Source organism: Microbacterium testaceum, assembly GCF_006539145.1.
GTDB classification, from domain to species: Bacteria; Actinomycetota; Actinomycetes; order Actinomycetales; family Microbacteriaceae; genus Microbacterium; species Microbacterium testaceum.
Genome location: NZ_BJML01000001.1, coordinates 788660 through 800876 on the forward strand (window position 1 = coordinate 788660; position 12217 = coordinate 800876).

Below are 12217 nucleotides of genomic sequence, written 5' to 3' on the forward strand. Positions count from 1 at the left end.
GCACGGTTCGTCCCGGGCAGGAAACGCGAAACCCCGGTGCCGCGGCACCGGGGTTTCGTCGACGGGCGATTACTCGCTCTTATCGCCCTCCGGGCGGTTGCGCTCTTCGAGACCCTTAGGAGCCGGGATCTCGACCTCGGCACGCTCGCCCACCGCGTTGCGGGGTCGACCGTCCTCATCGGCGCGAGCGTTGGCTCCGGCGATCTCGTCGGCCTCCTCGTGGTCGATGTGATCGAGTTCGTGGTGCTGATGAGCGACCGCGGCGTCGAGCTCGGCCTGGGTGAGGGGAGCGAGCCGGTCCTCGAAGAACCAGCGCGAAACCGCACCACGGACGTTCTCGTACCAGGGGATCTCACCGTTGGCGTTGGGACGGACGACGAGGGGCTCGTACGTCTCGTTGTCGACCAGCTTCCAGCGCTCGTACTCGTCGACCGGCTGGTGGACCTCGATGTACTCGCCACCGGGGAGGCGGACGATGCGGCCGGACTCGTAGCCATGCAGGGCGATCTCGCGGTCCTTCTTCTGCAGCGCGATGCAGACGCGCTTCGCGATGAAGTAGGCGAGGATCGGGCCCAGGATCAGCAGGGCCTGCAGGACGTGGATGACACCTTCCATGGTGAGGTGGAAGTGCGTCGCGATGATGTCGGACGACGCGGCCGCCCACATCACGGCGTAGAACGTGACACCGGCCGCGCCGATCGCCGTGCGCGTCGCGGCATTGCGCGGACGCTGGGCGATGTGGTGCTCGCGCTTGTCGCCGGTCACCCACGCCTCGATGAAGGGGTACACCAGCACGAGAACGATGAAGAGACCCAGGACACCGACGGGGATGATGATGTTCCACGAGAAGGTGTGGTCCCAGAGCACGAACTCGAGGTGCGGCGGGATCAGACGGAGCATGCCGTCGGCGAAGCCGATGTACCAGTCGGGCTGCGTACCGGCGGACACCGGGGACGGGTCGTACGGACCGTAGTTCCAGATGGGGTTGATCGTCACCAGCGCGGCGATCAGAACGATCACACCGAACGTGATGAAGAAGAAGCCACCCATCTTGGAGGCGTACACCGGGAGCATCGGGTAGCCCACGACGTTGCTGTTCGTGCGGGCGGGCCCGGCGAACTGCGTGTGCTTGTTGATGATCATCAGCATGAGGTGCACGGCCAGCAGGGCCACGAGGATCGCGGGCAGCAGCAGGATGTGCAGCGTGTACAGGCGTCCGACGATCGCGGTACCGGGGAACTCGCCGCCGAAGAGCAGGAACGACGTCCAGGTGCCGATGATCGGCAGGCCCTTGATCATTCCGTCGATGATGCGCAGACCGTTACCGGAGAGCAGGTCGTCGGGGAGCGAGTAGCCGGTGAAGCCCTCGGCCATCGCGAGGATGAAGAGGATGAAGCCGACGACCCAGTTGAGCTCGCGGGGCTTGCGGAACGCACCGGTGAAGAAGACGCGGAGCATGTGGACGCCGATACCGGCGACGAACACGAGGGCGGCCCAGTGGTGGATCTGTCGGACGAGCAGGCCGCCGCGCAGGTCGAACGAGATGTGCAGAGCCGACTCCATGGCGGCCGACATCGCGATGCCGCGCATGGGCTCGTAGGCGCCGTTGTAGTGCGTTTCGACCATGGACGCCTGGAAGAAGAACGTCAGGAACGTGCCCGAGAGCAGCACGACCACGAAGCTCCACAGGGCGATCTCGCCGAGCATGAACGACCAGTGGTCGGGGAAGACCTTGCGGCCGAGCTCCTTGACGATGCCCGACATGCTCGTGCGCTCGTCCATGTAGTTCGCGACGGAGCCGACGAAACGGCCGCCGAGCGGCTTTCCGTCGCGTCCGCTCGTCGCCGGCGCACCCGCGTGCACTGCGGGTTCGGTGGTGACGTTCTCGGTGGGATGGGTACCGATGCTCATGAGCGCTCCCAGAAGCTGGGGCCGACGGGCTCGTGGAAGTCACTCTGCGCGACGAGGTAGCCCTCGGCGTCGACGGTGATGGGGAGCTGCGGCAGGGGACGGGCGGCCGGGCCGAAGATGACGGCCGCACCGTTGGCGACGTCGAACTGCGACTGGTGGCAGGGGCACAGGAGGTGGTGGGTCTGCTGCTCGTAGAGCGCGACGGGGCAACCGACGTGGGTGCAGACCTTCGAGTACGCGATGATGCCGTCGTACGACCAGTCCAGGTTGTTGGTCTCGGGGTTGAGCTGCTCGGGCTGCATGCGCATGAGCAGGACGATCGCCTTGGCCTTCTCTTCGAGGTAGCCCTCGTCATGGCCGAGTCCCGCGAGTTCTTCGGGGATGACGTGGAATGCGGAGCCGAGAGTGACGTCAGCCGCGCGGATCGGACGACCCGAGGGGTCGTGCGTCAGGCGCATGCCCTCTTTCCACATGGTGTGGCTGAGGAGCTTGACCGGGTCCTGGTCCTGCGGAGCCAGGCCGCGGAACAGCGTGATGCCGGGGATGACGGATGCGGCCAGAGCGGCGAACATCGAGTTGCGGATGATCTCGCGACGACCGAAGCCGGAGTCCTTGTTCGCCTCTTCGAAGACGTTGATCGCGCCCTCGCGCACCTCGTCGCGACCACGAGTGGCGTGGCGGTCCTCGATGTACTCCTTGTCGGACATGACCGACTTGCCCCAGTGAATGGTGCCGATGCCGATCGCGAGCAGCGCGAACGCGATGCCGAGCCCGATGAAGAGGTTGTTGTAGCGGATGTCGATCAGCGCGCCCGACTCGATCGGGAAGATCATGTAGGCGATGCTCGCCCAGATGCTCGCCGCAACCGAGAAGTAGAACAGCGTGTAGACCGTGCGAACCGCACGCTTCATCGACTGCGGGTCCTGGTCGGTCATGCGCTGACGGTGGCCGGGAAGGCCGGGGTTCTGTACGGCGTCGGGAACCGCGACGGCGAGCCCCGAGGTGGGCTTCCAGGAAGCCCTCTCGTGCTCGAGTGCGTCGTCCTCGTGTGCCATGGTGCTCCTCGTGCGTTTACGTAATGTCGAAGACGACGGTCAGTTGGACTTCGCCGTGATCCACACGGTCAGGGCGATGAGCGCTCCGATACCGAAGATCCAGATGAACAGGCCCTCAGAGACCGGGCCGAGCGAGCCGAGGGCGTAGCCGCCGGGGGACTCGTTCTTCTGCAGGTACATCAGGTACGAGATGACGTCGCGCTTGTCTTCGGGGGTCAGGTTCAGGTCGTTGAACACCGGCATGTTCTGCGGGCCGGTGACCATGGCCGCGTAGATGTTGACCGGCGAGACCGTGTGCAGGTCGGGGGCGTACTTGCCCTCGGTCAACGCTCCACCGGCGCCGGCCACGTTGTGGCACATGGCGCAGTTGATACGGAACAGCTCGGCGCCGTGAGAGAGGTCGCCCTGACCGTCGACGATGTCCTCGCTGGGGTAGCTGGGGCCGGGCGCAGAGGACTGCACGTAAGCGGCGATCGCGTTGATCTGCTCTTCGGTGAACTGCACCGGCTTGACCGGAGCCTGCGGCCCCTGCGCCTGCAGCGGCATACGACCGGTCGACACCTGGAAGTGCACCGACAGTTCTCCGACGCCGAAGAGGGACGGACCCTGCTGGCTGCCCTGCAGGTCGAGACCGTGGCACGTGGCGCAGTTGGCCTGGAAGAGCTTCTGCCCTTCTTCGACCGCCGACGCCGAGTTCGCCTCGCTCGTGGGGGTGCTGGAGGTGGCGGCCATCGCGGCCGATGCGCCGGCGTAGACGCCTCCGGTCAGGAGGAGTCCGATGCCGATGAGCGCGGCGGCGGCCAGGGGGCTACGACGCCCGGACGCCCGACGAGTCTTCTTCTCGCGTGCCATGTGGAGTACTGCTCTCTTACTTGAGGAAGTAGATGACGAAGAACAGGGCGATCCAGACGACGTCGACGAAGTGCCAGTAGTACGACACGACGATCGAGGTGGTCATCTCTTTCCGACCGAAGTTCTTCACGGCGTATGCACGACCGATCACGAGCAGGAAGGCGATGAGGCCACCCGTCACGTGCAGGGCGTGGAAGCCGGTGGTGATGTAGAAGGCCGAGGCGTAGGGGTTGGCGCTGATGGGCATGCCTTCGGCCACCAGGGTCGCGTACTCCCACACCTGACCCGACACGAACACCGCGCCGAGGATGAAGGTGAGGTAGAACCACTCCACCATTCCCCACTTCAGGAAGCCGGTGCGTCCGCCGGTGCGGTACGGCTGGTACCGCTCCGCGGCGAAGACGCCCATCTGGCAGGTGACCGAGGACAGCACGAGGATGATCGTGTTGACGGTCGCGAAGGGAACGTTCAGCAGCTGCGTCTCTTCGGCCCACAGAGAGGCCGACGTGCTGCGGAGAGTGAAGTAGATCGCGAACAGGCCGGCGAAGAACATGACCTCGCTGCCCAGCCACACGATGGTGCCCACGGCGACCGGGTCGGGCCGCTTCACGGCACGCACAGCCTGGGAATACGTCGCTGAGGTCGTCACCGTTCCATTATGCGCGATCCGGGAGCTCGATATTCCCATCCCCACCCTGCGATATTCCATCGTCGAGACTTAGGGAAGCCTCAGAATCTGCACATAAGCCCCGGTACGGAGGCTGTTTCATCGCCGGGTCCCGGGGGCCGCCGCGCGACACGCGTGTGGAAGGATCGTGACATGGCGGAACGCTTCACCTGGCCCGATCTCCTCTCGTCGCTGCTGGCCGGCACCGACCTCAGCGTGTCGGAGTCCACCTGGGCCATGCGCAAGGTCATGGCGGGGGAGGCGACACCGTCGCAACTCGGCGGATTCCTCATGGCGTTGCGGGCCAAAGGCGAGACGGTCGAGGAGATCGTCGGCTTCCGCGACGCGATCCTCGAAGCAGCGGTGCCGCTCCCGGTCCGCGCCGACGTCCTCGACATCGTGGGTACGGGCGGTGACCGCTATGGCACCGTGAACATATCGACGACGGCGGCCGTGGTGGCCGCGGCATCCGGAGTTCCCGTCGTCAAACACGGCAACCGCGCCGCGAGCTCCGCCTCGGGCTCGTCGGACGTGTTGTCGTCGCTGGGCATCGGGTTGACGCTCTCTCCCGAGAAGGTCGCCGAGATCCTCGACCGGACGGGAATCACCTTCGCCTTCGCCTCGGCGTTTCATCCGGGCTTCCGCCACGCGGCGGCCACCCGTTCGGAGCTCGGTGTGCCGACGGTGTTCAATTTCCTCGGTCCGCTCTGCAATCCCGCGCGTGCCGAGGCCAACGCGGTCGGCGTCGCGCACCTCGACCGCGTTCCACTCATCACGGGGGTCTTCCGCACGCGCGGGGCGACCGCCCTGGTGTTCCGCGGCGACGACGGTCTCGACGAGCTGACCACCACCGGGCACAGTCGTGTCTGGGAGATCAGCCGTGGCGACGTCCACGAGCACGATCTGGATCCCCGGGATCTCGGCATCCCTCTCGCCGACATGGACGACCTGCTGGGCGGGTCTCCCGATCACAACGCCGCCGTGGTGCGGCGGGTGCTCGGCGGCGACCGCGGGGCCGTGCGTGACATCGTGCTGCTGAACGCGGCGGCGGGGCTCGTGTCGTTCCGTCTGTTCCAGGATGCCGCGCAGGTGCAGCGGCCGATCCTCGAGCGGCTGGGTGAGGCCATGGCCGACGCGGCGGCGGCGATCGACGACGGCCGCGCATCGGCGAAGCTCGACGACTGGGTCGAGGCCTCGAAGGCGCTGGCGGAGTAGGCGTGGACCCGCTCGACGCGCTCACGGAGATCGCGTACCTGCTCGAGCGGGAGCGGTCCTCGCGGTACAAGTCGAAGGCGTTCCGCACGGCGGCCGCCGCGATCGAGGGGCTGAGCGACGCGCAGTTGCGGGATCCGTCGCTTCGTCGCCGCGCGGGCATCGGGGAGTCCACCTTCGCGGTCATCCAGCAGGCGCTGAGGGGCGAGGTGCCCGAACGCCTGGCGACGCTGCGCGCGGAGTCCGCCCCCACCGGAGGCGCGGAGCTGCGGGCGCAGCTGAAGGGCGATTTGCACAGCCACAGCGAATGGTCCGACGGACTGACGCCGATCGAGACCATGGTCGACGCGGCGCGCGGACTCGGTCACGAGTACCTCGCTCTCACCGATCACTCTCCGCGACTCACCGTCGCGAACGGACTCTCGCCCGAGCGGCTCCGCGCGCAGATGGACATCGTCCGTGGTCATCGGGTCGACGGGTTCACGCTCCTCAGCGGTATCGAGGTCGACATCCTCGACGACGGAGCCCTCGACCAGGAGGACGAGCTGCTGCGCGCGCTCGATGTGGTGGTGGCATCCGTTCATTCGAAACTGCGCATGGAGCGCGGGCCGATGACGAAACGGCTCGTCGCGGCGGCGAGCGACCCGCGGGTCGACGTCCTCGGGCACGTGACCGGCCGTCTCGTGGAGGGGGCGCGCGGAACACGACCTCCGTCGGAGTTCGATGCACGCGAGGTGTTCGCCGCGGCCGCGGCCTCGGGGGTGGCGGTGGAGATCAACTCGCGGCCCGAGCGGCAGGATCCGCCGGACGACCTGCTCGCCCTCGCGATCGACGCCGGGTGCCTCTTCTCGATCGATTCGGACGCGCACGCTCCCGGTCAGCTCTCGCTGCTGGACTTCGGTGCCGCGCGCGCCGAGGCTCTGCAGGTGCCCGTCGACCGGATCGTCACGACCTGGCCGCTCGAGCGCTTGCGCGCCTGGCTCGAGCGCGGTCGCTGAGACCGCTCAGGCGGGGAGGGCGGCCAGCGCCCTCGTCATCGACGACCCGAGGTTCCAGCGCTCGGCGAGTTCTTCGGCGGCGGACCGGTCCACGGGACCGAGGCGGTCGTCGAAGGGCTCGAGGTCGAGCTCGCGCGCGACACGCACCACGGTCGGGGCGACCTCGAGGTAGTCCGCGGCGGCGGCGATCTTCGCGCGCTGGGCGGGTGTTCCCGCGGTGCCCTCGAGGACCCCCGCGCGGATGCCATCGAGGTCGCCGCACGCGGTGAGCAGCGCCGCCGCGGACTTCTCTCCGATGCCCGACACGCCGGGCAGCCCGTCGGAGGGGTCGCCGCGCAGCACGGCGAAGTCGGCGTATTGCTTCGCGTGGACGCCGTACTTGGCGAAGACGGCCGCGTCGTCGACGAGTTCGAGAGTGCTCATCCCTCGAGCGGTGTAGACGATCCGGATGCCGCGATCGTCGTCGACCAGCTGGAAGAGGTCGCGGTCTCCGGTGACGATGTCGACCGGGACGTCGGAACGGGTGGCGAGGACTCCGATCACGTCGTCGGCCTCGTGCTCGGCCGCCCCCACCACCGGGATGCCGAGCACGGCCAATGCCTCGCGGATGAGGGGGATCTGCGCCTCGAGGGGGTCGGGCACCTCCTCGACGTCGGGTCCGGCCGAAACGGCTTCGACCACGCGGTGGGCCTTGTAGCTCGGCAACAGGTCGACGCGCCAGGCGGGGCGCCAATCGTCGTCCCAGCAGGCGACGAGACGCGAGGGCTCGTAAGCCGTCACGAGCTTCGCGATCATGTCGAGCAGCCCGCGCACGGCGTTCACCGAGGACCCGTCGGCCGCCTTGACCTTGTCGGGCACCCCGTAGAACGCGCGGAAATAGAGCGAGGCGGTGTCGAGGAGCATGAGGCGATCGGTCACGCTGTCGATCCTGGCACGCGGGATGGCCCGCTGACCTAGAGTGGCCGGATGTCCTTCGGCTCCGTCTCACGTCGTCCGGCACCGGATGCGACGTGTCCGTGCGGTCGCGCGCCGTTCGGCGAGTGTTGTGGACCGATCCTGGACGGTGCGACCGCTCCGAGCGCCGAGCGGTTGATGCGGTCTCGATACACCGCCTTCTCGGTCGGCGATGCGGTTCACCTCGCCCGGTCATGGCATCCGCGCACCCGCCCCGACGACATCACCGTCGACGACGGCACGGAGTGGACGGGGCTCGTGATCGAGGATGCGTCCGAGGACGGGGACGCCGCGACCGTGGCGTTCCGCGCCGCCTGGCGGCACGGCCGTGAGCGCGGCGAGGTGCGCGAACGCAGCCGGTTCTCCCGGCGTGGCGGGCGCTGGGTCTACGTGGACGGCGACATCGACTGAGTCGGGGCGGCTCGCCGAAGCCGTCAACCCCGCGGGCGATGTCGGGGGTCGTGCGTAGGGTCGGTCGCGGATCCTCGGCGAAAGGACACGGATGATCCCCGACGACCAGCGCGATCTTCTCGAGAACGCGAATTACGGCAGCCTCGGCACCGTCCGTCCCGACGGCACGGTGCAGGTCAACCCGATGTGGTTCGAGTTCGACGGTGAGCATGTGCTCTTCACGCACACCACGACGCGTCAGAAGTTCCGCAATCTGCAGCGGAACCCCTCGATGAGCCTGATGGTGTTCGACCCCGAACGCCCGTACCGGTACATCGAGGTGCGCGGGCGCCTCGTCGCGGCGGAACCCGACCCGACGGGGGCGTTCTACGTCCGCCTCGGACAGCGTTACGGCAACGCCCAGCAGGAGGCGCCGCCGGACAGCGCCGACCGAGTGATCCTGAAGATGTCGATCGACAAAGTAGGAGGACAGTGACATGGAACACATCGTGATCATCGGAGGGCACGGCAAGGTGGCCCTCCACCTGGCTCGGCTGCTCGCCGACCGGGGCGACGAGGCGACGTCGGTCATCCGCAAGACGGAGCAGTCGTCCGACGTCGAGAAGGCGGGCGGCACGCCGCTCGTGCTCGACGTCGAGAAGGCCGATGTCGACGAGATGGCCGAGGCCTTCTCGGGAGCCGACGCGGTGGTCTGGTCGGCGGGAGCGGGCGGCGGCAGCGCCGAGCGCACCTATGCGGTCGACCGCGATGCCGCGCAACGAGCGATCGACGCGGCCTCGAAGGCCGGCGTCCGGCGCTTCGTCATGGTGTCGTGGATCGGCTCGACGCCGGAGCACGGCATCGACCCGGACGACTCCTTCTTCGCCTACGCCGACGCGAAGCTCGCCGCCGACGACCATCTCCGCTCCAGCGATCTGGACTGGACCATTCTGGGTCCCGGGACGCTCACGACGGACGAGCCCACCGGCCGCATCACCACCGCGCCCCAGGGCAAGGCGGAGGTCTCTCGTGCGGACGTGGCGGCCGTCGTCGCCGCGGTGCTCGTGCAGCCCGCCTCGGTGGGGCGGTTCATCCGTTTCGGCGCGGGTGAGACGCTCATCGCCGAGGCCATCGTGGCCGATGCCGGTCGTTCGGAGGGGGGACAGGCATGAGCGCCCTGAGCGAAAGGGCCGAGTCCTTTGCGAAGCTGCACACCGCCCCCGAGATCCTGCGGGTCGTGAACGTGTGGGACGTCGTCTCGGCCCGCGCGATCGCGGCCCTGCCCGAGACCCGGGCCCTCGCCACGGCCGGACACTCGATCGCCGCGACCTTCGGGTACGAGGACGGAGAGAACATCCCGCTCGAGGTGATGCTCGACATGGTGGGGCGTATCGTCGCCGCGGTGGACGTGCCGGTGACGGCCGACCTCGACGCCGGCTTCGGCGACCCGGGCGAGACGACGCGTCGCGCGATCGGGGTGGGCGTCGTCGGCGCGAACGTCGAGGACCGGGTCAAGCCGTTCGATGAGGCGGTGGCCGCGGTCGAGGCCGTGATCGCGGCGGGTGAGGCCGAGGGCGTCCCCTTCGTGCTCAACGCGCGCACCGACGTCTTCGTCAAGGGTGGCGATCGTCCACTCGACGACAAGATCGCGGATGCGGTGAAGCGCGGCCGCGCCTTCCTCGACGCCGGAGCGACCTCGGTGTTCGTTCCCGGTCTGCTCGACGCCGAGACAACCCGTCGACTGGTCGAGGGGCTCGGAGACCAGCGGTTGAGTGTCATCGGCTTCCCCGGAGCACTGTCAGCCGGAGAATACGAGAAGCTCGGCGTCGCTCGGATCTCGTACGGCCCGCTCACGCAGCGCGTCGCCCTGACCGCGCTGCAGGACCTCGCCATCGACCTCTACGGCGACGGGGTCATTCCGTCGTCGGTGCGCGAACTCAACTGACGAGAGGGTCGGGGCGTCACTCGCCCCGCGTGGCGTCCCGGCCCTCTCCGGGTGTTCGCGGGCTCAGTCCTCGTCGGTCGGTCCCTCGTCGTCGACGACGATCACGCCGTCGGGAACGGGGTCGCCGAGCAACGGCTCGGCCGCGAGGGTGAGGTCGATCGTGGCGCGCAAGAGGCCGCCGAGAGTCATCGACCGCAGCAGCTCCATCTGGTCGAGCTCTCCGAGCGGGGCGATCGCCGCGACCTGCCATGCGCGGGGGAGCGGCTCCTCCGCCAGCTCCACCTCGGGATCCCACCGCGTTCCGCCGAACAGTTGCGCGCGGCCGAGCACGCGACGCACGATTCGCTCGGCTTCCTCGAGGAGGGGGAGAAGAGCATCGTTCCACTCGAGGTCGGGAAGCGCGCGTATGTCGGCCCTCGGGTAGGGGTCGTCGTCGAGCCACGCGACGATCTCGAAACGTTCGGTTCCCCGCGCGACGATCTGCATCTGGCCGGCCTGCGGAACCACCTGGCTGAGCTGCGCCATCGTGCCGAGGGGGAAGCGCTGATCCCCGCCACCGGTCTCGCTGCCACGCTCGATGAGGACGACGCCGAAGGCGGGATCCGTCTCATCGAGCAGGCGTCCGAGCATGACGAGATAACGCTCCTCGAAGATCCGCAACGCGAGGGGCGTGTGCGGGAAGAGCACGGCCCCGAGGGGGAACATCGCGGTACCCATGTCCTCAGTCAACCAGGGGAGGACCGACCCGGGGGCGAGTGGGCGCGATCAGCGAGAGAGTTCCCAGGTGGAGGTCACTCGTGCTCGTCGCGCAGCGTCTGGTGGACGCGGTGGAGGTCCATCAGCAGGGAGCCCACGAGCACCCAGTGCGCGGTCGACGGCGTTCGGATCTGCAGGGGACGCGTCAGGGCCGGCTCCTCGTCGACCGCGCGCTCGGGGCCCGCGTCGAGGGCGAAGGCCAGTCGCACGTCGTGCGCGGCGCGATGCAACTGCTCGGCGATCGCGCGGACGGCGGGTTCGTCGGCGATCGTCTGCTCGTAGCCGTCGTAGACCGCGCGGGTCATCCCGATGGTCTGCGTGACGACGGGGCTGAAGCGGTCGACGAGTGCATCCATCTCCGCGAGGTCGGTGCGGTGTCGGCCGCTGCGGGGGTTCAGCGCCAGCGAGTCGGCTCCGTCGCGGATCGCGTCGGCTGCGGCATCCCGAACCGGACGGAGAAGGCGTGCTTCGAGGAGAAGTCCCTCGAGAGAGGCCGGCGTCTGCGGAGTTTCGAGGGCATCGGCGAGACGCTCGAGCGCCGCGGCGAGTTCGCGACCGAGGACGTCGACCTTCGTCCGAGCGGGGGGAACGAGCACGGGAGGCACGAGGACGGCGTTCACGACGATGCCGATGGCCGCGCCGATGAGGGTCTCGAGCACGCGGTCGAGGGCGTAGTTCGGGGTCGCCGTGCCCAGGGCGAGCACGAGCAGGGCGCTGATGGCGATCTGATTGGTCGCTCCGGGGGAGATGCGCGCGGCCCATGCCACCAGGAGCGCCACCCCGGCGGAGAGCAGCGCCACCCAGGGCTGCGACCCGAAAACCAGACCGAGCAGAGCCGCGATGAGGACGCCGACGATCACGCCCACACTGCGCTCGACCGCCCGGGTGAAGGACTGATTGATGCTCGGCTGCACCACCAGCAGCGCGGCGATGGCGGCGAAAATCGGCGGAGGACCCTGCACGAGCCACCCGGCGAGCAGCCACGCGGCGACGATCGCGATGGCCGACTTGGCAACCTGGAGCAGGGGCACACGGCGCGGGGCGCGGAAGGTGAGACTGTCGCGCATGGCGCGGGCAGAGGGAACGCGCACGCTCACTCCCGCGGGCCGACGATGTCGTTCGCGTTGTCGGCCACCCAGCCCATGAGGGGGATGACGTGCGTCATGAGGTCGTGTCCGAGGTCGGTCAGCGCGTACTCGACGCGCGGCGGCACTTCGGGGTAGGCGGTGCGCAGGACCAAGCCGTCGGCCTCGAGCGTCTTCAGCGTGCTCGCGAGCATCTTCTCGCTGATCCCGTCGATGTTGCGCCGCAGAGCTCCCCATCGCTGGGTGCCGTCCGAGAGCGTGAGAAGCACGAGGATGCCCCACTTGCCCATCACGTGATCCAGGACCGTGCGGGTCGGGCACCCGTCGGCGAAGATTCCGGGGTGTTCGGCGCGCATCGACGCAAGACTGACGCTCATGTGAGTACCTAACCA

At 68.4% G+C, this 12217-nt stretch carries 14 protein-coding genes; 6 read left to right on the forward strand and 8 right to left on the reverse strand.

Annotated features, from left to right (window positions below; translation table 11 throughout):
- Window positions 1–69: 69 nt before the first annotated feature.
- From qcrB to ctaE, 4 genes are read right to left on the reverse strand one after another with little or no spacing between them, the layout of a single operon-like run.
- Window positions 70–1911: a cytochrome bc1 complex cytochrome b subunit gene (gene qcrB, locus MTE01_RS03795; protein WP_103210719.1), complete on the reverse strand. Its 1842-nt coding sequence runs from the start codon at window positions 1909–1911 to the stop codon at window positions 70–72.
- Window positions 1908–2966, reverse strand: a complete 1059-nt coding sequence (gene qcrA / locus MTE01_RS03800) for a cytochrome bc1 complex Rieske iron-sulfur subunit (RefSeq protein ID WP_141375753.1) — start codon at window positions 2964–2966, stop codon at window positions 1908–1910. Before qcrA ends, qcrB begins: the two co-directional genes overlap by 4 nt.
- Before the next feature lie 39 nt (window positions 2967–3005).
- A complete protein-coding gene (qcrC, locus tag MTE01_RS03805) occupies window positions 3006–3818 on the reverse strand; it encodes a cytochrome bc1 complex diheme cytochrome c subunit (RefSeq protein WP_103210724.1) in 813 nt (270 codons plus the stop codon).
- 16 nt (window positions 3819–3834) lie between these two features.
- Window positions 3835–4506, reverse strand: coding sequence for an aa3-type cytochrome oxidase subunit III (gene ctaE, locus MTE01_RS03810; protein WP_103210726.1), 672 nt, complete (start codon window positions 4504–4506; stop codon window positions 3835–3837).
- Between the two features lie 132 nt (window positions 4507–4638).
- Between ctaE and trpD the strand changes: the two genes are divergently transcribed.
- Together trpD and MTE01_RS03820 are read left to right on the forward strand one after the other, a co-directional pair.
- On the forward strand, window positions 4639–5700 hold the full coding sequence (gene trpD / locus MTE01_RS03815) for an anthranilate phosphoribosyltransferase (RefSeq protein WP_103210728.1): 1062 nt from the start codon (window positions 4639–4641) through the stop codon (window positions 5698–5700).
- Between the two features lie 2 nt (window positions 5701–5702).
- Window positions 5703–6695, forward strand: coding sequence for a PHP domain-containing protein (locus tag MTE01_RS03820; RefSeq protein WP_141375755.1), 993 nt, complete (start codon window positions 5703–5705; stop codon window positions 6693–6695).
- Window positions 6696–6701: 6 nt separating this feature from the next.
- Here the strand turns inward: MTE01_RS03820 and MTE01_RS03825 are convergent, their stop codons facing one another.
- A complete protein-coding gene (locus tag MTE01_RS03825; protein WP_141375757.1) occupies window positions 6702–7613 on the reverse strand; it encodes a 5'-3' exonuclease in 912 nt (303 codons plus the stop codon).
- A 48-nt stretch (window positions 7614–7661) separates the two neighbouring features.
- Here MTE01_RS03825 and MTE01_RS03830 point away from each other — a divergent pair, with 48 nt between their 5' ends.
- The 4 genes from MTE01_RS03830 to MTE01_RS03845 all read left to right on the forward strand — a co-directional run bounded on the left by MTE01_RS03830 (window position 7662) and on the right by MTE01_RS03845 (window position 9984).
- Entirely contained in the window at window positions 7662–8060 is a 399-nt protein-coding gene (locus MTE01_RS03830) for a YchJ family protein (RefSeq protein ID WP_141375760.1), read from the forward strand.
- Window positions 8061–8151: 91 nt separating this feature from the next.
- Entirely contained in the window at window positions 8152–8535 is a 384-nt protein-coding gene (locus MTE01_RS03835; RefSeq protein ID WP_103210739.1) for a PPOX class F420-dependent oxidoreductase, read from the forward strand.
- Between the two features lies 1 nt (window position 8536).
- Entirely contained in the window at window positions 8537–9211 is a 675-nt protein-coding gene (locus MTE01_RS03840) for an SDR family oxidoreductase (RefSeq protein ID WP_141375762.1), read from the forward strand.
- The gene (locus MTE01_RS03845; RefSeq protein WP_103210743.1) at window positions 9208–9984 is read left to right on the forward strand and encodes an isocitrate lyase/PEP mutase family protein; all 777 of its coding nucleotides are present in this window, start codon (window positions 9208–9210) and stop codon (window positions 9982–9984) included. The genes MTE01_RS03840 and MTE01_RS03845 overlap by 4 nt, the downstream gene beginning before the upstream one ends.
- Window positions 9985–10047: 63 nt before the next feature.
- Here MTE01_RS03845 and MTE01_RS03850 read toward each other — a convergent pair whose 3' ends face one another.
- The 3 genes from MTE01_RS03850 to MTE01_RS03860 all read right to left on the reverse strand — a co-directional run bounded on the left by MTE01_RS03850 (window position 10048) and on the right by MTE01_RS03860 (window position 12202).
- Window positions 10048–10701: an LON peptidase substrate-binding domain-containing protein gene (locus tag MTE01_RS03850; RefSeq protein WP_103210745.1), complete on the reverse strand. Its 654-nt coding sequence runs from the start codon at window positions 10699–10701 to the stop codon at window positions 10048–10050.
- A 74-nt stretch (window positions 10702–10775) separates the two neighbouring features.
- Window positions 10776–11831 carry an FUSC family protein gene (locus MTE01_RS03855; RefSeq protein WP_307723121.1) on the reverse strand — a complete coding sequence of 352 codons (1056 nt, stop codon included), beginning with the start codon at window positions 11829–11831 and terminating at the stop codon, window positions 10776–10778.
- A 2-nt stretch (window positions 11832–11833) separates the two neighbouring features.
- Window positions 11834–12202, reverse strand: a complete 369-nt coding sequence (locus MTE01_RS03860) for a winged helix-turn-helix transcriptional regulator (RefSeq protein WP_103210747.1) — start codon at window positions 12200–12202, stop codon at window positions 11834–11836.
- Between the last annotated feature and the right edge of the window lie 15 nt (window positions 12203–12217).

Coding starts and splice junctions, on each gene's coding strand:
- qcrB (WP_103210719.1), bottom strand. CDS start 1,911: ATGAGCATCGGTACCCATCCCACCGAGAACGTCACCACCGAACCCGCA.
- qcrA (WP_141375753.1), bottom strand. CDS start 2,966: ATGGCACACGAGGACGACGCACTCGAGCACGAGAGGGCTTCCTGGAAG.
- qcrC (WP_103210724.1), bottom strand. CDS start 3,818: ATGGCACGCGAGAAGAAGACTCGTCGGGCGTCCGGGCGTCGTAGCCCC.
- ctaE (WP_103210726.1), bottom strand. CDS start 4,506: ATGGGAATATCGAGCTCCCGGATCGCGCATAATGGAACGGTGACGACC.
- trpD (WP_103210728.1), top strand. CDS start 4,639: ATGGCGGAACGCTTCACCTGGCCCGATCTCCTCTCGTCGCTGCTGGCC.
- MTE01_RS03830 (WP_141375760.1), top strand. CDS start 7,662: ATGTCCTTCGGCTCCGTCTCACGTCGTCCGGCACCGGATGCGACGTGT.
- MTE01_RS03835 (WP_103210739.1), top strand. CDS start 8,152: ATGATCCCCGACGACCAGCGCGATCTTCTCGAGAACGCGAATTACGGC.
- MTE01_RS03840 (WP_141375762.1), top strand. CDS start 8,537: ATGGAACACATCGTGATCATCGGAGGGCACGGCAAGGTGGCCCTCCAC.
- MTE01_RS03845 (WP_103210743.1), top strand. CDS start 9,208: ATGAGCGCCCTGAGCGAAAGGGCCGAGTCCTTTGCGAAGCTGCACACC.
- MTE01_RS03850 (WP_103210745.1), bottom strand. CDS start 10,701: ATGGGTACCGCGATGTTCCCCCTCGGGGCCGTGCTCTTCCCGCACACG.
- MTE01_RS03860 (WP_103210747.1), bottom strand. CDS start 12,202: ATGAGCGTCAGTCTTGCGTCGATGCGCGCCGAACACCCCGGAATCTTC.